The following is a 21,670-nucleotide window of genomic DNA, read 5'->3' as shown; positions in this document are numbered from 1 at the left end:
AATGGGTGTGGCACGAAAAATTCAAGCGATTCGAGGAATGAATGACATTCTCCCTGGTCAATCCTCTGTATGGCAGTATCTCGAAAAGACAGTAGCTGATGTCGTTAAGTCTTATGGTTATCAGCAAATACGTTTTCCCGTAGTAGAAAATACGGATTTGTTTAAACGCGGTGTCGGAGAAGCCACCGACATTGTTGAAAAAGAAATGTACACCTTTGACGACCGTAATGGTGAATCACTGACTCTTCGTCCTGAAGGTACAGCCAGTTGTGTTCGTGCTGCTGACCAAGCGGGTTTGCTTTATAACCAAGTACAAAGACTTTGGTATATAGGGCCAATGTTCCGTTACGAGCGCCCTCAAAAGGGTCGCTACCGTCAGTTCCACCAAATCGGTGTGGAATCTTTTGGTATGCCGAGTGCCGATGCGGACGCGGAGTTAATTATTTTGACTGCCCGTCTTTGGCAGCAACTAGGGTTAATTGAGCAGGTTGAATTACAGCTAAACACAATCGGTTTAGCCAGTGAACGTGAAACCTATAAAGCCGCCTTGGTGGAATATTTAACGACCTATAAAGACGATTTGGATGAAGACAGCCAACGCCGTCTGATGACGAACCCTCTAAGGATTCTTGATTCAAAAGACACAAAAACCCAACAGGTCTTAGAAGGCGCACCAAATCTAGAAGACTTTATTGGCGAAGAGTCTCAAGCGCATTTTGATCGCTTGCAAGCCATGTTAACGGCGAATGGCATTTCATTTGTGATTAACCGCCGTCTGGTACGTGGTTTGGATTACTATGGAAAAACCGTATTTGAATGGGTGACCAGTCACTTAGGCTCACAAGCGACGATTTGTGCTGGTGGCCGTTATGACGGACTGGTTGAGCAGCTTGGTGGTAAATCGACTCCTGGGGTTGGTTTTGCAATGGGCGTTGAGCGTCTAGTATTGCTTTTAGAAACACTAGACTTGATCCCAGTAGCAGCGAAAGAAAGAACTGATATCTTTATTGCCAGTTTCGGTGACGATGCTGAACTTGCTTCCAGTGTACTGGCTGAAACCTTACGAAGCCATCTGCAAGATTGGGTTGTGTTGCGTCATTGTGGCGGCGGTAATTTTAAGAATCAAATGAAGAAGGCCGATAAGTCAGGAGCGCAATTTACGCTGATTCTTGGTCAGGAAGAAGTAGATAAAGGCCTTTGCCAAGTGAAAAATATGCTGACGGGCGAGCAGCAGAGCTGTGAATTGGTAGATGTCGCTAAATATTTAGAATCACAATTTAATTAATCCCAGTTGTCATACTCTTGCTAGAGTGCTGAACCGGTATAAGGAACTAACAATGTCTGAACTAAAGACAGAAGAAGAACAAATTGAAGCGTTTAAAACCTGGTGGAAAAAGAATGGCACGGCGTTAGTGTTAGCTGTTGCGGTTGGTGTTGGTGGTTATTTTGGTTTCCAGGCTTGGCAAACCAGCAAGCTAAACCATACCAGTGAAGCGTCTGAGCTGTACCAAAATTTAGTGCAGGCTTCTGCAGATCTATCTGTTGAGGCTAACCAAAAAACTGTTACTTTTATCGCACAGCAATTAAATGATGATTACAGTGATACAGGCTATGCCATGTTTGCTAAGCTTTTCAGTGCACGAGTGAGCGCTGAAAACGGTGAGTATGATCAAGCTATCACGACCTTAGAAACAGCTCTTGATAACACAGAAGATGCCTCATTCATTGCGATTACGAATTTGCGTATTGCTCAATTACGTCTACAAACGAATGACTTCGACGGTGCTTTGGCGCAACTGAATAAAGTCACCGCGGCAGAATTTATGGCGCAAAAGCATGAACTAACAGGTGATGCTTTAATTATGCAAGGTAAGCGTGATGAAGCGCGTGTTGCTTATGAAGAAGCTGAAGCTGCTTTGGCAACGGGTGTTACTCACCCATTATTAGACATTAAACTTAAAGACTTAGTAAAAGGCTAACTATGAGTAAGTCACTTTTGGTCGGCATACTATCGGCATTTTTAGTATTGCAAGGGTGTTCTTCAGCACTACCTAAGCCGCCACCGATCGATAGCAAGGTAGAACTGCAAACTGCTTGGCAAATCGGTGTTGATGCTAGGTATGGAAAACCTGGTGCTAGATTAAATTTATTGGCGGATGAAGGTGACTTATTTTTCGTAACCGATAAAGGCACTGTATATCAGGTAGTACAGGATGATGGCCGCAAGAAAGTCTTTATTTACACAGATTATGAGCCAAGCACAGGGGTGACTCGCAACGCAGACACTCTCTATTACGGCACTTATGATGCGAAATTAGTCGCGGTTTCCATCAGTGAAGAAAAGGTTTTATGGGAAAAGCCGCTAAGCTCGGAAATTTTATCTGAATCTGCCTATGCAGCCGGTAAGCTAGCGGTACAAACTGCTGACGGCTGGTTAAGTGTTTTAGATGCTAGTAACGGTGAAATTCTCTGGCGAGTGAAGGAAGACTTACCCGCATTAACGATCCGTGGCACCAGTGTTCCAGTGATCTCTGAAGGTAAACTTATTGTCGGTTTAGCGAACGGTGAGCTTAAAACATATGACTTAAATTCAGGTGATTTACTTTGGTCTTACGAGGTTGGTAAACCAGAAGGTCGTTATGAAATTGAGCGCTTAAGCGATGTAGACGGAAGACTTGCGGTAAAAGATGGTATTGTATACGCAGCGGCTTATAATGGCACCCTTGCGGCATTGTCCATCGACACTGGTCGACCAGTTTGGCAACGTAGTGTATCCAGCTCTGTAGGTGTCGCTATCTCAGGAGATATCCTCTCAGTTGTCGACGTTGACAGCAGGGTTTTGGCTTTTAACGCCAAAAATGGCTCTGAGTTGTGGACTAATGAAAGTCTAGCGGATCGTGACTTATTAGCCCCTGTGTTCCTGAAGGACTATGTGGCTGTGCTTGATCGTGGTAGTTATGTCCACTTGCTCGATCTCGTAACGGGCGAAGTGAAAGGACGAAGAATAGTAGAAGCAGATGTTCCCTATGGTGGGCGTATGGTTTCAAATGGCGATAAGCTCTTTGTCATCACTGCCAAAGCCGGTATCACTGCATTAAGCTACAGAAATTATTAAGATTTCTTTATTAGCGATTTTTTAAGAGGCTGTCACTTCTTTACGGAGTGACAGCCACTTTTGTATTTTTATAGGTAAAAAAATGATTCCAGTAATTGCATTGGTAGGTAGACCCAATGTTGGCAAATCGACTCTCTTCAACCGTTTAACACGCTCCCGTGATGCCTTGGTTGCAGATTATCCTGGCTTAACTCGTGACCGTAAATACGGTGACGGAAAAGTTGGAGAGCATGAATTTATTGTTATTGATACTGGTGGTATCAGTGGTGATGAGCAGGGGATTGACGAGAAAATGGCTCGCCAATCTTTGCTAGCAATTGAAGAGGCAGATGCGGTTTTATTCTTAGTGGATGGTCGCCACGGGCTTAATCCTGCTGATGAGATGATTGCGAATCATTTACGCCGCTCCAATAAGCCTGTCTCTCTCGTCGTCAATAAGACTGACGGTATTAATGAAGATATCGCATTGGCTGACTTTTACTCCTTGGGCCTTGGTGAGTTACATCCTATCGCTGCCGCCCATGGTAAAGGGGTACATATCTTACTTGATAAGGTTATGTTGCCGTTTGCTGAACAGGTTGAAGAAGCCAAGAGTCAAATTAGCTTGTCTTCTAAAGGCATTCGTATTGGTGTGGTTGGTCGTCCAAACGTTGGTAAGTCAACGCTAGTCAACCGTATGCTGGGTGAAGATCGAGTGGTGGTGTATGACATGCCGGGTACAACCCGTGACAGTGTCTACATTCCCTATGTGCGTCATGATAAAGAATACACTCTGATAGATACTGCGGGCGTGCGTCGTCGTAAGCATGTTAAAGAAGCCGTTGAAAAATTCTCGATTGTTAAAACGCTACAAGCGATCCAAGACGCTAATGTGGTGATCGTCGTGATAGACGGTCACGAAGACTTAGTTGAACAAGACTTGCATATGATTGGCTATGTGCTCGATGCCGGTCGTGGTGTAGTTATCGCGATCAACAAGTGGGATGGCTTGGCGAAAGATGAGCGTGAGCATATTAAGAAAGAAGTTGAACGTCGCTTAGGCTTCGTACCTTACGCTAAGGTTCACTATATTTCAGCCTTACATGGTACGGCGGTTGGTGATTTATACGATACCATCGAAAGTACTTATGAGTCTTGTTATGCGAAATGGTCAACCAACCGTTTGACGCGTATTTTGGAAGATGCCGTAAGTGAGCATCAGCCACCTATGGTTAATGGCCGCCGCATTAAACTACGCTATGCTCACCAAGGTGGGTCCAACCCTCCGCGTATTGTGGTTCATGGTAATCAGACAAACTCTTTACCAGGGAGCTATAAGCGCTACCTAGAGAATAAATTTAGGACGGTACTGAATATCACTGGCACGCCGATTTCCTTTGAATTTAACTCTTCAGAGAACCCTTTTGCTCCGAAAAAATAAACGACTTTTATTCAGATGAAGTCATGCCCTTCTTTGCTTACAAAGAGGGGCATTTTTTTAGCAAAAATACATAAATTTTCTTTCTAAAATCCACGTTATTGACTATTCTCGCGACATCGGATTCCTTCCTTTTTATGGCGCTTTATTTCGAAGTGCTGGCTATGTCTGTTCGAGAAAATATTTATGAAAATTGCCATTTTATCGCGTAATCCTAGGCTTTATTCCACCCGTCGTTTAGTCGAAGCGGGGGAGCAACTTGGTCACGAAGTTGATGTGATTGATACTATGCACTGCTACATGGACATCACCAGTAGCAACCCTTCGGTACGATATGATGGTAAGCCCTTGCCTAAATACGATGCAGTGATTCCTCGTATTGGCGCATCGGTTACTTTCTACGGTACAGCGGTGGTGAGACAGTTTGAAATGATGGGGACTTACAGCATAAACGAATCTGTCGCCATTAGTCGTTCTCGGGACAAACTGCGCTCTTTACAGCTTATGTCTCGAAAAGGTCTAGGTTTACCGAAAACAGGTTTTGCCAATCACCCTGATAAAATCAGTGACTTATTGAAAAATGTCGGTGGTGCACCAGTGGTGATCAAGCTACTCGAAGGGACACAAGGCATAGGTGTGGTGTTGGCAGAGTCTAATAAAACCGCAGAATCTATTATCGAAGCCTTCATGGGCTTAAAAGCCAATATCTTGGTTCAAGAGTATATTAAAGAAGCAGGCGGTGCCGACATCCGCTGCTTAGTCGTGGGCGGTAAAGTGATTGCGGCCATGAAACGCCAAGGTGCCGAGGGAGAGTTTCGTTCCAACTTGCACCGTGGTGGCACGGCTTCTTTGGTTAAGTTATCCCCAGAAGAGCGTCGTACAGCCGTGGAAGCAGCAAAAGCTATGGGCCTTAATATGTGTGGTGTGGATATCTTACGTTCAAACAATGGTCCTCTCATCATGGAAGTGAACTCTTCTCCCGGTCTAGAAGGCATTGAGACAGCGACAGGCAAAGATGTGGCTGCGATGATTATTCAGCACATTGAAAAAACCGCAGAGACAGGCTCTACCAAAACCAAAGGTAAAGGCTAATGGCGAAAGACATTTTAACTATTGGCGGAACAGATGTTCCGTTAGGTGGGGCGGCTCGTATTGAGCTGCCTATGGTGAAGCTTTACACTGATACCAATATGTCGATGCCTGTTTATGTAAAACGAGGTAAACGCAATGGTCCTACTTTGTTTATCAGTGCCGCAGTGCACGGGGATGAACTCAATGGTATTGAGATTATTAGTCGTATTATTCAAAGCAAATATCTCGATAATCTAAAAGGAACCTTGATTGCCGTGCCCTTCGTGAACGGCTATGGGGTGTTGAGTCAAAATCGTTATTTACCGGATAGGCGGGATTTAAACCGTTCCTTTCCTGGCTCCAAACGTGGTTCCTTAGCAGGGCGTGTGGCGGATCGATTCTTAAGTGAAATTGTCGCTAAAGCGGATTATGGTATCGATTTGCATACGGGCAGTTTGCACCGTAGTAATTTGCCGCAAGTGCGTGCCAACTTAGACGATCCTGACATTATGGCTATCGCTAAAGCGTTTGGTGTTCCTGTGGTGTTGAACTCTAACTTACGGGACGGGTCATTACGTGAGTGTGCGGATGATGTTGGCACCAAAGTTATTTTGTATGAAGCGGGTGAGGCGCTACGCTTTGATGAACTGTCGATACGCGCCGGTGTGAAGGGTATTGTTGGGGTAATGCGTCACTTAGGTATGCTCACAAAATCGCGCAGTAAAAGGTCCTTGTCTGAGCCAAGGATCGCCCGCAGCAGTAGCTGGGTTCGAGCCACAGACAGCGGCTTTACCACTCATATTAAAGAGCTGGGTGACCTAGTTGAAAGTGGTGATGTACTGGCTGAGATTAAAAGCCCTTACGGCGACGTTTTGGATCAAGTGCTATGCAAAAATGGCGGCATAATCATTGGTAAACAAAACATTCCTTTGGTGCAAGAAGGGGATGCCATGTATCACATTGCCCACTTTATCTCACCTAATGAAGTAGCATGTCATGTAGAGAGTATGCAAGATGAACTGATGGACAGTGATCGTATTCCGCCAAGCTTTGTTGCCCAGTTGTAAGTCAATTTGATAAAAATGACACCTATTATGTCTCTATTTTCATAATGAACATGAATAAAGTAACAAAGATGTAATCATGGTGTCATTTAACTCCAACCTATCGTAGCGGGTCGAGCTTTTCATTAGAATCGCAAATAAATCAAGTTGAGGTTCTTATGTTTATTATTCGCGCGTTTCTTTATCTTATTTTTGTGGCTGTAGTCGCTCAAATGGTCACCTTTGAAGGTTTCCAGCAACTTACTTTAGCTCAATACAGTGAACGTTCAATGGTCGAATATTTGCAAAGTGCTCTATTGCTGGTAGCTTGTGCAATGTTCTACCTTTCTGCACGATTGCATGAAGGGCTTAAAATAGCCGCTCTACTTACGACGTCCTTGCTCGCTATGATGTTTGTACGAGAATCGGATGCGGTATTGGACACCTATGTGTTTGATGGTGCTTGGCAAATGTTGGTGAGTTTGATTATTGTCCTAACATTGTTTAGCTTGCGCGGTCAGTTTCGTGCCATTTATGCTTCATTGAAAGAATATTCTCAGCACTCAAGTTTCGGTATCTTTCTAGCAGGTTTAGTGACAGTTTTAGCTTTCTCTCGCTTAATGGGTCAAGGTGCTTTTTGGCATGCGCTTATGGGCGAAGGTTACATGCGTGTGGTTAAAAATGTGGTGGAAGAGGGAATAGAGACTCTAGGCTACACATTGATTGTTATTGCTGCTTCTGAGTTGCTCGTATTTTGTTGGTCTTATCAGAAGAAACATCAGTTACAAGTTTCCAAAAGCCATAGGATACTTAATGAGGCGTCAGCTTAAGTTCTAACCTAGAGCTTAGTTGTTATAAAAAATCCCAACCTTGAGATCAGGGTTGGGATTTTTTGTGCTTAAGTCATCAACTATTGAACGCGAGATTTAACTTTTTTGCGTTTTTTAGCTGGGCTGTGTGAGCTAGGTGCGGCAGCGCCATTGGGGCGAGTTGCTTGGCCAGTTTTGTGCTTCTTGCGAGCTTTCTCGGTTGCAATGTTTTTCGCATTGGTTGGACGATTACTGGTATGGGAAGCGCCAGTCTGCTGCCCCGGCTTAGCATTTTTTGGGCGTCTTGAAACGTGTCTGTCTTTATCTTCAGGGGGGACAAGCTTATTCGTACCATGGCCAATCAAATCTGCCCGACCCATTTGTATTAGGGTGTTCCTTAAGTCTTTCCAATTGCTGGCATCGTGATAGCGTAAGAAGCCTTTTTGTACAGTGCGCTGCTTGTGGTCTTTAGGGGTATAAACTTCTTCACTCTTATAGGTAACAGGTTTTAATGGGTTTTTACCTGAATGGTACATGGCGGTCGCCAAAGACATAGGCGACGGATAAAAGGTTTGTACCTGATCGGGTTTAAAGTCATTGGTTTTTAACCACAGCGCCAGATTCATCATGTCTTCATCTGAACTGCCTGGGTGGGCGGCAATGAAGTAAGGAATCAAATGTTGCTTTTTACCCGCTTCTTTAGAGTATTTATCGAACATGCGTTTGAAGCGTTCGTAAGTCCCCATCCCAGGTTTCATCATCTTGGATAGGGTGTCTTTTTCAGAGTGCTCCGGTGCAATTTTTAACAAACCACCAACATGGTGGGTCACCAATTCTCGGACATATTCAGGGTCTTCTACTGCTAGGTCATAACGTAAACCAGAGGCGATAGAAACAGTGTGGATGCCTTCGACCGCTCGAGTCTTACGGTACAACTGAGTGGTAGGGCTGTGATCTGTGTTTAGGTTTGAACAAATGGTCGGGTAGACACAGGACAGTTTACGGCAAGAGGCCTGCACTTCATCATCATTACAGTTCAAGGTGTACATGTTAGACGTTGGGCCACCAAGATCTGAAATATGCCCAGTAAAGCCCGGTACTTTTGCCTTAATATCCTCGATCTCGCTTAAGATAGATTCGTGGGATCGGGACTGTATGACTCGGCCTTCATGTTCTGTGATAGAACAAAAAGTACAACCACCAAAGCAGCCACGCATGATGTTGATCGATGTTTTGATCATGTCATAGGCTGGAATACGGGCCTTTTTGTATTTAGGATGCGGCACACGAGCATAAGGTAAATCAAATACACCATCCATTTCAGGTGTTTCTAATGGAATTGGTGGTGGATTTACCCAGATTTCTTTTTTACCGTGCTTTTGAATCAGCGCACGGGCGTTATGAGGGTTAGACTCAAGGTGCAAAATACGCGACGTATGAGCGTATAGCACAGGGTCTTTTGACACCTTTTCAAAAGAAGGTAGCCGAATATAGGTTTTTTCCGGGTCGAGTTTCTCTCCACGTCGTAATGGCGCAGGAATAACTCGAATAGGCATCACATCGGCGTCTTCTTCGTTGTCTTTAGTTTGGCATTTGCCTTCAGGAATGTACTCGTAAGGGCTGTAAATCTTATCTACCTTGCCAGGCCAGTCGACTCGTGTGGAATCTATTTCTGTATAACCACCAGGCGGTATATCGCGCACTATGGTGGTACCACGAATATTGGTTAATTCATTTAAAGTTTTACCCATAGCCAGTTCATGGGTTACTTCAATCATCGCTCGCTCAGCGTTACCGTACAGGAGTATATCAGCGGTAGAGTCGATTAATACTGAGCGACGTACTTCATCACTCCAGTAGTCATACTGGGCTATACGACGTAGGCTGGCTTCAATTCCACCCACCATGACAGGCACATCTTGGAAGGCTTCTTTACAGCGTTGAGAGTAAACAATTACCGCTCGGTCGGGGCGCTTACCGCCAATTCCATAAGGCGTATAGGCATCATCATTGCGCACTTTTAAATCGGCCGTATAGCGGTTGATCAAAGAGTCCATATTGCCAGCGGTAACACCGAAATACAGGTTAGGACGACCTAAACGCTGGAAGTCATCCACGTTACGCCAGTCTGGTTGGTCGATAATGCCAACCCGATAGCCTTGAGCCTCCAAAAGTCTGCCTAAAACCGCCATCCCAAAACTTGGGTGATCCACATAAGCATCGCCTGTGACAATGATGACATCACAGCTGTCCCAGCCAAGTTGGTCCATTTCTTCACGAGTGGTAGGTAAAAAAGGGGAAACCCCATAGCACTCAGCCCAATAGGATGGGTAAGAAAATAATGGTTTAGCGGTCTTATGTCGTTTGATCATTGGCTACTCTTGCGATTTTGTAAGGGCTTTTGACAAAACAGACAGCCCTTTCAAAAAATGGATTTTATCAATAAATATTTACACGGCATTATCCCAGAAAACGGCTCAGGTATATAGTAAAACTCGTATCCCTCAAGAAGCGCTCGGAGCCGTGATATGCCAAACACTTTCTTCAAAAAACTCATAACCACGCTCTTTGTATTGAAGATTGGTTTCAACCAGGTTTTCGCTCACTATTTTTTTAATATTGTTTCCCCAGTGATTGAGGATAAAATCATCGTCGACGGCAAAAGGAGGCGTATCTGGTGTGCCGTCATGTTGTAGCGCGACCAGCAACACAAAAGGGGCAGCCTTGAGGCGAGCTTTGGTATGGCCCACATAAAGATCACGTTTACTCTCCGGCATAGCAATCATGGCGGCTCGGTCATAGCAGGCATCGAAACCTTGTTCTTGAAAGTGGAAATAATCCCCTTCAATAATTCGTAAAGGTAGCCCCGTGATAGTATGGATTTTTAGCTCACCTTGTTGCTCAGTTTCGTAAGATAAGTCGTTGTCTCCTAAAAACTGTACGACAGCCAGAGGGGAAAGTTCTACCCCAGTGACTTGATAACCTTGTTCGGCAAGCCAAATAAGATCATGAGACTTGCCGCATAAGGGCACTAGAACTCGGCTGTTTTTGGGTAGTTGAGGCCAAAACTCTATCAAACGAGGGTTTACGCCTTCTTGATGAAAGCCGATCCGGCCTGTTTGCCAACGGTCTAGCCAAAAATCATTTGTTATCAAAATAACCTCCAATAGAGCGGTATTATTAGTTTGTCTTGCTGGCAGAAAAAGCCAAATACCAGTAACGTAAAGGCTTGGTAGCACTGGTAATCTATGAGGCTCAAGCGACCATGTTTTTAGCCTGTTGAACAGTATTTTACACAGCAATTACTGCAATTTAACGATGGAATTATGATGGATTTAAAAAATGCCCCTCAGCACGTGCAATTAGCCGTGGACCTCATTGAATTATTAGAGACGAATCAAGTGGCTGATGACGTGGCGGTAGAGGCTTTACGAATAGTTTTGGCGGATTACGAAAGGAAATTGTTGGATAAGAATGACTAGCCCTTTGCCTTGCAAAACAAAGGGCTAGGGAAGCGACTTAAATCTTGAATAGCGTTGCTTTGCTTTCGTACTCTTTCGTTACCTGACTAATACTACTACTACTCTTAGAAAGCTCTTTCATTAGCTCAGCCAATTGATCTATGGACTGAGCATTCATATCTACTTTTTCGTAGATAGTGGCAATTATACGCTCTTGCTCTTGGGTGTCTTGCGCAATGTCATTACTTGCATTCGCGACCTGATTTACATCTTTGGCGCGCTTAAGTAAGTCGTCAGAAATTTTTAAGGTGTGCTCAACACTAATGGCAGTACGGTCTTTCCCTGACTCAATTGATCGTACCGTTTTTTCTACACTAGTGTTTAGATTCGTCAGAACCTTCTCTATCTCATCGGTGGATTCACTGGAGCGTTGCGCTAGCGTTCTTACTTCGTCCGCTACGACGGCAAAACCACGACCCGTTTCTCCTGCACGAGCAGCCTCAATAGCTGCATTAAGGGCAAGTAGGTTAGTTTGTTCAGAAATACCTCGGATAGAATCCAGCAAAGCGGTAATGGCATCAACATCCGTTGTGAGATTTTGCAGTGAGGTCGATATTGCTGACGTGTCTTTTGACAGTAATTCCATGTCTTGCATGATGGCCAACGCCTGCTGGCTGTCTTTAACAGTGTCTTGCTCCAACATTTTAACCGTGTCCGCAGACTCAATACTGTTATTTGCCACCCGTTTCATAGATTGGGAAACCGCTTGGGCAGAGGTTGTCATGTCTTGTGATCTATTCAAGCTTTTATCAACACTAGCATGGGCTTTTTGACTGATTTTATCGATCTGTTGGCTGGTAGAAACCAAACTGGTGGCAATTCCTCGATAATCTGAAAACAGTTTTGCCAATTGATCTAGCAAATTATTTAGCGAAATTTCTGCACTAGAGGAAGGCTTCTCGATGCGAATCGAGAGATCATTACTCTTGGATATTTTCTCAATTGCATTGGCAATTTTAATATTGGCGGAAGACTCTTTAGTCATTAAGAAAGCCATATAGATCAATATTGCTGCCTCAGAAATTGCAAAAATACAATGCACTATCATCACCCCCATGTGATGAGGGCCTGCAAAAACCATGATAGGCATGTCGCCAATATGAATACCAGCCATTTGCACAAACATGAAACCAATGTGGTAAACCGCCGTTGTTAATAAGGCGGCAATGATGGGTTGCCATTTTTGGTAGATGAGAAAGAGCACCATGGAAGCAAAGATATGAAAGTGCATTTCAATCATACCGAGTTGACTCTGAATGAGTGTAGAGGACACCAACATCATCAGAATGCCTGCTAGCACAGAAAAGGTCGTGCGCCCTTTAAAGAGACTGTAGGCGGCTTGCGTACAAATGAATAAAACACCAGCAGCCACTAAGGTGAAGTCTAATAGTTTGGCGCCCATAAAACCGCTAAGAATGAGAAGTGGTATTTGAGCTAATAAAAAGCGGTATAGAAACACATCGTTTCTGAGGGTTTTGTTAGAAGGTTCTGTCATGTGTTTGTCCAGTATATTGTATAGTTGTCTAAAATGATGAGTTCAATATGAAAATTAGCTTACTTGCTCACTCACCATCAAGCTTGGCCAATATATTGATACGTAGCATTATCCCATTTAGGTCATAAGTTTATAGGCTTTTACGAAATGTTTACAAAGAATTAGAGTCACTCATGTGTAGCGTTTTGTTGGTTTAATTTCTAGGTATAAGTAGAGTCATAAATTTTAAGCAGTATAATGGGGCGATTTAGAATCGAAGAGCGACATTGTGCATACATTAAAACAACTCAATAGCGGTGAGCTAAACGGTCTTAAGCGCCTACAAATGGCTGAAAGCCTTACACAGTTTCCTCAAGCTATCTATGATCTTGCCGACAGTCTAGAGATCCTAGATTTATCTAACAATGCGTTAACTGACTTGCCGGATGACCTGGACAGATTGACCAAACTTCGCATTGTGTTTTGTTCGAATAATCAGTTTAGTGAGCTGCCTGAGGTGCTAGGTCGTTGCCCGAAGCTCGAAATGATTGGCTTTAAAAATAATCAGATCAAACAGGTGTCTGAAAAAGCTTTGCCTGTTCAAACTCGCTGGCTAATCTTGACGGATAATCAGCTGACCCAATTACCTGATAGCATAGGTCGCCTAAAGCCTCTGCAAAAATTAGCGTTAGCCGGCAATCAGTTGACGGCGTTGCCGGACAGCTTAGCGCAATGCCAAAACCTAGAGCTGATTCGTTTATCCGCGAACCAACTGCAAGCCTTTCCAGAAGTGCTACTAAAACTGCCAAAACTAGCTTGGTTAGCCTTCTCGGGCAATCCATTTTGTGCTCCACGTGACCCTCATGAAGATTTTAAAACCGTTGCTAGCCAAGATTTAAGCCTGCAAGAGGTGTTGGGGCAAGGTGCATCAGGCGTTATTTCCAAAGCCACATGGATTCATAATGCCTTAGGGTTGCCTAATGAAGTGGCGGTGAAAGTATTTAAGGGAGAGGTCACCAGTGATGGTTACCCTGAAGATGAGCTGGATGCCTGTTTGGCGACAGGGAGTCATACTAATCTTGTTAAGCCCCTAGCGAAAATCAATGAGGTAGACCAGTCTGCTTTAGTGATGGAATTGATTCCAGAGAATTACACTAACCTTGGACAACCACCGAGTTTAGTCAGCTGTACTCGTGACACTTTTACTCAAGGACAGTCATTCAACATTGGTCAGATTGAACAAATCGTTGCGCAAATGACGTCTTTGCTTGCGCATTTTGCCGAGCGCAAGATTAGTCATGGTGATTTATATGCACACAATGTGCTGATAAATAACGAGACAGGGCATATTCTGTTTGGTGATTTTGGGGCAGCTTCCAAATATGGACACCTTAGAGAAGACATACAAGAGGGGATAGCTAATGTTGAATTGCGTGCTTATCACTATTTTGTTAAGGACATGCTGAGCTTGTGTCTAGAGGAAGATCGTCATACACCGGCTTATCAGATGCTTCAAAGCAGTCTAGCTTAATGCGGCTATGGGCAAACCCTAGGCACAAAAAAGCCGCTTAGAAATGAGTCCAACTTTATGGGGTCACTTCAAACAGCGGCTTTTTATTTCTGCTTACTTATAGAGATTTCGCTGCAGCGGTTAAGCGAACGGCTTGATCGCAAGCGTTGGCAAGTTCCACCCCTTTTTTCACGAAGTGACGACTAAAGTAGTCTTTATGCTCGTCATGTTCATGGAAGTTGTGAGGTGTCAGTACTGCTGTCAGCACAGGAACTTCAGTTTCTAACTGAACCTGCATTAGGGCACTACAAACCGTTTGCGCAACGAAGTCATGGCGATAAATACCACCATCAACCACTAATGCACTGCCAGCGATAGCTGCGTATTGGCCGCTTTTTGCAAGCAGTTTAGCTTGTAGAGGAATTTCATAAGCACCCGGCACAGGGATAACATCAATTAAGGCTGCATCATAACCGCGAGCAGTTAACTCTTTCTTAAATCCATCCAAACAATTCAACACAATATCTTCATGCCAAGAGGCGTGAAGAAAAGCAATGCGTTGTGTTGCAGGTGTAAAATTCGTTGAGCTCTGATTCATTGGTAAATCCTATATATAAAAGGTGAATCAGGGCGAACGGACAGGCAAATACACCATTTCAAAATGGCATACCTAGTAGACAAGTGGCACAAAAAAGCCAACCTTGTTTGAGGTTTTGTCTGACACGCTCTCTATCATCCGGACTATAACCGTCGGCTCTGGAGTCACACCAGATCTGCTGACCCTAACAAAACAGAAGTCTGTTAGGCGCTCGCGGGCTTAGAATAAAAATTCTTTACCGCCGGTGGGGAATTTCACCCCGCCCCGAGAACGAAATCGGAATTTCCGATGGCGCAAATATACGTTGTTTGAGCGCTCGGTGTCAAAGTATCAGCCTCATAAAAAGCATTTTGCTCGATGAGTTCCATTTTATTTGCCAATTTAATCGAAGCATTACTGGCTGAAGTTTCCTCAAGCATTATCCTAGTCTTTTCATGCCGTCAAAGTAGCAATCGGTGTACAATGGCGGCATTTGCAGTACTGCTGCCCACTTTTAATGTAGAGAAACAATGAGCAAGTTATTTGTAATGGGCATGGGGCCCGGTGATTTAGATTTGGTCGCGCCAAAAGCGACGCACGCTCTAGCGGCCTGCACTGATTGGGTTGCCTATGGGTATTATTTAGAGTTACTTGGCGATCTAAGTCAGGGTAAGACCTTTCATGATTTACCTTTAGGAGAAGAAATAGGCCGCGCCCGCTTAGCGTTAGATTTGGCCGCTCAAGGTAAAGCTACCGCACTGATTTCCAGTGGTGATATTGGTATCTATGCCATGGCTACTTTGGTGTTTGAACTGCTAGACCAGCAATTACAGGGTAAAGAGAACCATCCTGAGTGGCTAGACGTAGATATAGAAGTGATCCCTGGTATTTCCGCTATGCAAGCGGGTGCGAGTCGCGTAGGGGCCATGTTGGGCCATGATTTTTGTACCATTTCCTTGTCGGATCTACTGACGCCATGGGAGACCATTGATAAACGCCTTCATGCCTGTGGCGCTGGGGATTTTGTGGTGTCGTTTTATAACCCAGTGTCCCGCAAGCGAGATTGGCAATTAAACCATGCCCGTGATGTCTTGTTGCAATATCGCCCAGCGAGTACCCCAGTGATGATTGGTCGTCAACTAACTCGTCCCGAAGAGAAGGTGCGTTTTATCACCCTAGGGGAATTGGACGCCAAAGATGTGGACATGTTCACCATGGTCAGTGTGGGCAATTCCGACACTAAGCACATAGTTAATGGCGACAAACAGTGGATTTATACGCCACGGGGCTATTCGAAGAAACTCTAGGGGAAAACATGACGGTTTATTTTATAGGTGCAGGTCCTGGTGACCCTGACCTAATGACACTAAAAGCGGTGAAAACCATGGAACGCTGTCCGGTTGTTCTTTACGCCGGTTCGTTAATTCCGACCCAAGTGATCGACAGTGTGCGTGACAAGGCGGAAGCCATTTACGATACGGCGCAAATGAACCTTGACGAAACCACGGCGGTGATCGCTAAGGCTCATCAAGAAGGCAAAGATGTGGCGCGTTTACAGTGTGGTGACCCTGCTTTATATGGCGCCATTGGTGAACAAATACGCCGTCTTGAAGCCTTAGGAATTGACTATCAGGTGATACCCGGCGTGAGTGCAGTGGCCGCATCGGCGGCTATGCTGAAAAAAGAGCTGACCCTCTCTGGTGTGTCGCAAACTGTGATAATGACTCGCTATGAAGGCAAAACGCCTTTTCCTGAACGAGAGCGTTTACCCGCGTTAGCACAGAGTGGCGCGACGTTGGCCATTCACTTAGGGGTGACTCGTATCCACAAAATTGTTGAAGAGCTGATTCCTCATTACGGGGAGGATTGTCCTGTCGCTGTGTGTTACCGCACTAGCTGGCCTGACGAAGATTATGTGACTGGCACATTGGCAGACATTGTCGCCAAAGTACGTTCTAAAAAATTCACCCGTACCAGCTTGATTTTAGTTGGCAAAGTGTTGGATACCGAAGAGTTTGCGGATTCCTATTTATACGATAAGTCTCAGGCACACATTTTCCGCAAAATACACCAAACAAAAAAGGATTCCTCATGCAGTTAAATAAGATACCAACCACCATAGTGACGGGATTTTTAGGCAGTGGTAAAACCACCCTGTTATCCAATGTACTTAAGCAAGCAGCGGGCAAGCGCATCGCGGTGATTGTCAATGAATTCGGTGAGCTTGATATCGACTCTGACCTATTGCGTGCTTGCCCATTAGATTGTGAAGACGGACAAGAAGAAGCCACTCGTAGCGAAGAAGGTTTTTACGAACTTGCTAATGGTTGTATTTGCTGCACGGTGGAAGATGAGTTCCTCCCTGTCATGGAACAGCTGGTGGCGCGTCGTGATGACATCGACCATATTCTGATTGAAACCAGTGGGTTGGCTTTGCCAAAACCTTTGGTGCAAGCGTTCAACTGGCCGGGCATTAAAGAGCATTGTACGGTAGACGCTGTGATTACCGTGGTGGATGGCCCAGCCGTGGCAGCAGGTCGTTTTGCTCATGATGAAGAGCAAGTTCAACAGCAGCGTTTGGCCGATGACAGCCTAGATCATGACCCAAGTTTGCAAGAGTTGTTGGATGATCAACTAAGTGCCGCCGACTTGGTTGTGGTCAGCAAGAATGATTTATTGAATGAAGAAGAGCGCACTAAGGTCGAAGGTGTAATCAGTCACGAAGTGCCAAATACCGTGAAAACGGTGTACATAGAGAATGGCGAAGCGGCCTTGGACATGTTGTTAGGCATTGATGCGGCCACCGAAGAGCGTATTAACCAAGTGCATAATCATCATGACCATCACCATGCTCATGGGGAACATCATGATCATGCCCATGATCATTTTGACTCTTTCGTGGTGAAGCTTGGCGAAGTGCATTCGGAATTATTACAGGAGGCACTAACTCAGCTAGTGGAAGCGCATAATATCTACCGTGTAAAAGGTTTTGCAGCGGTGAATGGTAAGCCTATGCGTCAAGTCTTTCAGGTGGTCGGTAAACGCCTTGATCGTTACTTTGACCGCTTGTGGCAGGCGGATGAAATCCGTCAAACTCAGCTAGTGTTTATTGGCAAAGGCATTAATCAAGCCATGATTGAAGATGCCTTGAACGATGCGTTAAGCGCCTAATAAACAAGTAAGTGGAGAGTTGGTGTGCATTTACTGGCGGCTAAACCTGGTGGTTTTGTAGACGATGAAGGCATTGTCGATCTTGGGCAAGCGCCTGCCGATATCGTTGTTTTAGCCGCTGCAGATACTGTACTGGGGGCCTTGGCTCATGGCTTAGACTTGGCGACGCAAGAGTGTCAGAACTCGACTAAAGTCCTGCCGAGTGTACGCTTAGCCAATTGGATGCAGCTGCTTAAACCTGCTGCGTATGATCTTTATGAAGACAAGGTATTAGAATGCAGTCAGCTGGTGGTGTTGTCCTTATTGGGCGGAGAACACTACTGGTCTTATGGCTTTGCACGTTTACAAGCTTGGGTGCAAGCCAAGCCCGGTCGCCAATTGATCGTGGTACCAGGAGACGAGACCCCAGCTCCAGAATTATTGGCGGCCTCTACTTGTGCCATGGAAGATGCTCATAGAGTATGGCGTTATTTACGGGAAAGTGGTGAAGCCAACAGTAAGCAGTTGTTCTACTTTCTTGCCGCCTTAGGTTTTGATCAGCAACATGACTGGCAAGAGCCGACGGTATTACCAAGTGCCTTGATTTATCAGCAAGGGCAGGCAATCAGTCAAAACCAGTGGCAAGCCCATTATCAGCAGATGTTAACCGCACAAGCGCCGGTCTGTTTAGTTGTGTTTTACCGCTCGCATATGCAAAGCGGCAATACTGCCATGTTTGATGATCTGCTAGAAACCTTAGTTGCAGAAGGCTTTGCGCCCTTGGCTGTGGCGGTCAGTTCGCTAAAAGATAACTTGTCAGTGGCGTTGATTGAGACCTTAGCCAGTCAACATAATGCCTGCGTGATTCTGAATACCACGGGCTTTGCTGCCAACCGTGTGGGCAGCCCTGACCTTGCAGCACAGCCCACCCATTTTCAATCCGCCTTTGCGGTCGACATCCCAGTTTTACAGCTAATTCTCTCTGCCAGTACGGAAGAGGACTGGCAAGCGCAGTCGCAAGGGCTGCGCAGTCGTGATGTGGCCATGCAAATCGTGTTGCCAGAAATGGATGGGCGCATTATTACTCGCGCCATCAGTTTTAAGGCATTGAGTCATTATCATGCAGCTGCGCAGATTGACCTGATTCGCTATCAATTGCAGCCTGAGCGTGCGGCATTTACCGCGCAATTAGCCAAAAAATACGCACAACTCGCCAGCAAGTCGAACGCTGAAAAACGCATTGCTTTTGTGCTGGCAAATTATCCTACGAAAGATGGTCGTATCGGTAACGGCGTGGGCCTAGATACCCCAGCCTCAACCGTGAATCTTCTTAAAGCACTCGACGTTGCGGGCTATCCTATTAATGATATTCCAAAGGATGGTAACGGGCTGATCGAGAGCTTGTTGGGAGCGGTTACCAATAATCCTAACAGCTTGCACGAAAGAGACTGTTGGCAAAGTTTGGCCTTAGATGACTACCTGTATTATTTTTACCAGTTGCCTTTAGCCGCACAACAGGCTGTGTGGCAACGTTGGGGGCCACCAGAAGAGGATCATAAGTGCCGTGCTCAACAAGTAAATGGTCAGCTCGAAAGACGCATTATGTTGGCGGGGATTCGTTTAGGAGAAACCTTTGTCGGGGTGCAGCCAGCCCGAGGGTTTAATCTAGACTTAGCGGCCAATTACCATGATCCAGACTTGGTGCCACCCCATAGTTATCTGGCATTTTACTTTTGGCTGCGCCACGTTTATCAGGTGGATGCGTTTGTTCATGTAGGCAAACATGGCAACTTAGAATGGCTACCGGGCAAGGGCACGGCATTATCAAATGTCTGTTGGCCAGATGTTATTTTGGGCCCAATGCCGAATTTCTACCCCTTTATTGTTAATGACCCTGGAGAAGGGGCGCAAGCCAAACGTCGAACCCAGGCGACTATTATTGATCATTTAATGCCGCCCATGACCCGTGCCGAAACCTACGGTGAGATGGCGGAGCTTGAAAACTTAGTGGACGAATATTATCAAGCTATGGGCATGGATGTGCGTCGCGAAACTTGGTTACGTGAGCAGATTCTCGAAAAAGTCACCTCTAGTCATTTATTAGAAGAATTAGCGGGTGTCGAAGAAGACGATGATGACTCTGTGCTTGAAGGTCTAGATACCTATTTGTGTGAAATTAAAGAGGCGCAAATACGTCATGGCTTGCATCGTTTAGGACAATTACCAGAAAACGATAAATTAGCCGATACCTTGGTGGCTTTGTTACGTCTGCCCAGAGGCAGTGACGCCAGTAGCGAAGGTTTATTGCATGCCTTGGCGGCAGACCTTGGTTTAATGGCTGTTAATGACTTTGACCCATTAGAAAGTGTTGCTACGCCTTGGCAAGGGCCTCGTCCTGTCATGTTAGTGAATGTGGTAGAAGGGAGCTGGCGAACCCAAGCGGATACCAAGGAGCGTTTAGAGCTGCTGGCCGCGGGGCTCATTAAGACCTTTCTATTGGCGACGGAAGATATTCAAGAATTGGCCAATGTGCTGCCGCACACAGCTGCGGTGTTAGACCACGCTAAACAACACTTGATGGCAGCCTTGCAGCAAAGTGCCACAGATGAAATTCAAGCCTTAATCTCAGGTCTAAGTGGTGGTTTTGTTCCGCCAGGGCCAAGCGGTGCACCGACCCGAGGTCGTTTAGACACCTTGCCCACCGGACGTAATTTCTTCTCGGTGGATAATCGTGCGATTCCCTCTCCTGCGGCGTGGGCAATTGGGCAAAAATCTGCTGAAGCCTTGATTGAAAGACACCTGCAAGAAGAAGGGGATTACCCTCGTGATTTGGGTTTATCCGTATGGGGCACCGCCACCATGCGCACAGGCGGAGATGATATTGCTCAAGCCTTTGCCTTGATGGGCGTACGGCCTATTTGGGCGCCGGGCTCTAATCGGGTAACCGATTTTGAGGTGATTTCCTGCATGCAGTTGGGACGTCCGAGAGTGGATGTTACCTTGCGGGTGTCAGGCTTTTTCCGTGATGCCTTTGCCAATGTGATGCGTTTGTATGATGCGGCGGTGCAAGCGGTCGCAGATTATGAAGAGCCGGGTACCGGTAATGTTATTCGCGCCAACGTATTAGCTCGTCAGCATGTGCTAATAGGGCAAGGAGTGTCTGCAGAAGTCGCCAGTCGACAAGCTTCTTATCGAGTATTTGGCTCAAAACCCGGTGCTTATGGGGCGGGTTTACAAGGTCTAATTGATGAGCGCTGTTGGGACACCAAAGCTGACTTGGCGGAAGCCTATGTAAACTGGGGCAGTTATGCCTATGATGGAGGCAAGCAGGATGGTGTGGTGGCACACGAAGCCTTTGTGGAACGCTTGTCTAACTTAGATACGGTGGTGCAAAACCAAGATAATCGTGAGCATGATATTTTAGATTCAGACGACTATTACCAGTTTCAGGGCGGCATGACCAATGCGGTGACAGAACTGGCCGGTCAAGCTCCGAGTGTTTATCATAGCGACCATTCTAACCCCAGTGTGCCAAAGGTCCGCACCTTAAAGGAAGAGTTGAATCGTGTGGTACGCTCCCGAGTACTGAATCCTAAATGGATCAGCGCTATGCAAAGCCATGGTTATAAAGGGGCCTTTGAGATGACCGCCACGGTGGATTATTTGTTCGCCTACGACGCCACTACGGATTTAGTGGCGGACTATCAATATCAGCAGGTTACCGATCGCTTGCTGTTAGACCCTACTAATCAAGCCTTTATGCGAGAGAATAACCCCCACGCTCTAGAAGAGATGGGGGAGCGTTTGCTTGAAGCAATACAGCGCGATATGTGGCAAGACAACGAAAGTTATCAAGAAAAAATCCAGTCCCTATTGCTTGATCTCGATCAGCAACAGGAGCAAAGCCAGTGATCTTGGGCAGAAGATCACTGGATATTAGTTAATTGGGCGCTACAATAGCGCCACAGTAATGAATCAAACAG

At 45.6% G+C, this 21,670-nt stretch carries 17 protein-coding genes and 1 riboswitch; of the genes, 13 read left to right on the top strand and 4 right to left on the bottom strand.

The genetic code is table 11. From position 1 onward, the window contains the following. Positions 1–7 precede the first annotated feature (7 nt). From hisS to ABJF92_RS09535, 7 genes are all read left to right on the top strand, one after another. Positions 8–1,285: a histidine--tRNA ligase gene (hisS, locus tag ABJF92_RS09565; RefSeq protein WP_446815564.1), complete on the top strand. Its 1,278-nt coding sequence runs from the start codon at positions 8–10 to the stop codon at positions 1,283–1,285. A 52-nt stretch (positions 1,286–1,337) separates the two neighbouring features. Next, positions 1,338–1,979, top strand: coding sequence for a YfgM family protein (locus ABJF92_RS09560; protein ID WP_446815563.1), 642 nt, complete (start codon positions 1,338–1,340; stop codon positions 1,977–1,979). 2 nt (positions 1,980–1,981) lie between these two features. Beyond that, complete coding sequence (gene bamB / locus ABJF92_RS09555) at positions 1,982–3,115, top strand: outer membrane protein assembly factor BamB (protein ID WP_446815562.1); 1,134 nt, start codon at positions 1,982–1,984, stop codon at positions 3,113–3,115. An 82-nt stretch (positions 3,116–3,197) separates the two neighbouring features. Next, positions 3,198–4,535 (top strand): ribosome biogenesis GTPase Der, encoded by a 1,338-nt coding sequence (gene der, locus ABJF92_RS09550; protein WP_446815561.1) that lies wholly within the window; start codon positions 3,198–3,200, stop codon positions 4,533–4,535. Positions 4,536–4,718: 183 nt separating this feature from the next. Then, on the top strand, positions 4,719–5,624 hold the full coding sequence (gene rimK, locus ABJF92_RS09545; protein WP_446815560.1) for a 30S ribosomal protein S6--L-glutamate ligase: 906 nt from the start codon (positions 4,719–4,721) through the stop codon (positions 5,622–5,624). After that, positions 5,624–6,670: a succinylglutamate desuccinylase/aspartoacylase family protein gene (locus ABJF92_RS09540; protein WP_446815559.1), complete on the top strand. Its 1,047-nt coding sequence runs from the start codon at positions 5,624–5,626 to the stop codon at positions 6,668–6,670. The genes rimK and ABJF92_RS09540 overlap by 1 nt, the downstream gene beginning before the upstream one ends. Before the next feature lie 155 nt (positions 6,671–6,825). Continuing rightward, positions 6,826–7,476 carry a hypothetical protein gene (locus tag ABJF92_RS09535; RefSeq protein ID WP_446815558.1) on the top strand — a complete coding sequence of 217 codons (651 nt, stop codon included), beginning with the start codon at positions 6,826–6,828 and terminating at the stop codon, positions 7,474–7,476. 80 nt (positions 7,477–7,556) lie between these two features. Here ABJF92_RS09535 and ABJF92_RS09530 read toward each other — a convergent pair whose 3' ends face one another. Both ABJF92_RS09530 and ABJF92_RS09525 read right to left on the bottom strand, forming a co-directional pair. After that, complete coding sequence (locus ABJF92_RS09530; RefSeq protein ID WP_446815557.1) at positions 7,557–9,827, bottom strand: YgiQ family radical SAM protein; 2,271 nt, start codon at positions 9,825–9,827, stop codon at positions 7,557–7,559. Between the two features lie 132 nt (positions 9,828–9,959). After that, positions 9,960–10,610 carry a thiopurine S-methyltransferase gene (locus tag ABJF92_RS09525; RefSeq protein WP_446815556.1) on the bottom strand — a complete coding sequence of 217 codons (651 nt, stop codon included), beginning with the start codon at positions 10,608–10,610 and terminating at the stop codon, positions 9,960–9,962. Between the two features lie 171 nt (positions 10,611–10,781). On the opposite strand from ABJF92_RS09525, the gene ABJF92_RS09520 reads away from it, so the two are divergent. Continuing rightward, positions 10,782–10,937, top strand: coding sequence for a YbaM family protein (locus ABJF92_RS09520; protein ID WP_446815555.1), 156 nt, complete (start codon positions 10,782–10,784; stop codon positions 10,935–10,937). A gap of 37 nt (positions 10,938–10,974) precedes the next feature. Here ABJF92_RS09520 and ABJF92_RS09515 read toward each other — a convergent pair whose 3' ends face one another. Next, entirely contained in the window at positions 10,975–12,471 is a 1,497-nt protein-coding gene (locus ABJF92_RS09515; RefSeq protein WP_446815554.1) for a methyl-accepting chemotaxis protein, read from the bottom strand. Between the two features lie 268 nt (positions 12,472–12,739). On the opposite strand from ABJF92_RS09515, the gene ABJF92_RS09510 reads away from it, so the two are divergent. Further along, a complete protein-coding gene (locus tag ABJF92_RS09510) occupies positions 12,740–13,981 on the top strand; it encodes a leucine-rich repeat domain-containing protein (protein ID WP_446815553.1) in 1,242 nt (413 codons plus the stop codon). 97 nt (positions 13,982–14,078) lie between these two features. On the opposite strand, the gene ABJF92_RS09505 is transcribed toward ABJF92_RS09510, so the two are convergent. Continuing rightward, a complete protein-coding gene (locus tag ABJF92_RS09505; RefSeq protein ID WP_446815552.1) occupies positions 14,079–14,558 on the bottom strand; it encodes a 6,7-dimethyl-8-ribityllumazine synthase in 480 nt (159 codons plus the stop codon). A gap of 122 nt (positions 14,559–14,680) precedes the next feature. After that, a riboswitch (FMN riboswitch) is annotated at positions 14,681–14,834 on the bottom strand. Positions 14,835–15,067: 233 nt separating this feature from the next. Between ABJF92_RS09505 and cobJ the strand changes: the two genes are divergently transcribed. The 4 genes from cobJ to cobN are packed head-to-tail and all read left to right on the top strand — an operon-like array spanning position 15,068 to position 21,599. After that, on the top strand, positions 15,068–15,844 hold the full coding sequence (gene cobJ, locus ABJF92_RS09500) for a precorrin-3B C(17)-methyltransferase (protein WP_446815551.1): 777 nt from the start codon (positions 15,068–15,070) through the stop codon (positions 15,842–15,844). An 8-nt stretch (positions 15,845–15,852) separates the two neighbouring features. After that, the gene (gene cobM / locus ABJF92_RS09495; protein ID WP_446815594.1) at positions 15,853–16,638 is read left to right on the top strand and encodes a precorrin-4 C(11)-methyltransferase; all 786 of its coding nucleotides are present in this window, start codon (positions 15,853–15,855) and stop codon (positions 16,636–16,638) included. After that, entirely contained in the window at positions 16,629–17,708 is a 1,080-nt protein-coding gene (cobW, locus tag ABJF92_RS09490; protein ID WP_446815550.1) for a cobalamin biosynthesis protein CobW, read from the top strand. The genes cobM and cobW overlap by 10 nt, the downstream gene beginning before the upstream one ends. Positions 17,709–17,732: 24 nt before the next feature. Beyond that, positions 17,733–21,599 (top strand): cobaltochelatase subunit CobN, encoded by a 3,867-nt coding sequence (gene cobN, locus ABJF92_RS09485; RefSeq protein ID WP_446815549.1) that lies wholly within the window; start codon positions 17,733–17,735, stop codon positions 21,597–21,599. Positions 21,600–21,670 lie beyond the last annotated feature (71 nt).

This window comes from Marinomonas sp., from assembly GCF_039940335.1.
Lineage (GTDB): Bacteria > Pseudomonadota > Gammaproteobacteria > Pseudomonadales > Marinomonadaceae > Marinomonas.
This window is presented reverse-complemented; position numbering and strand designations above follow the sequence as displayed.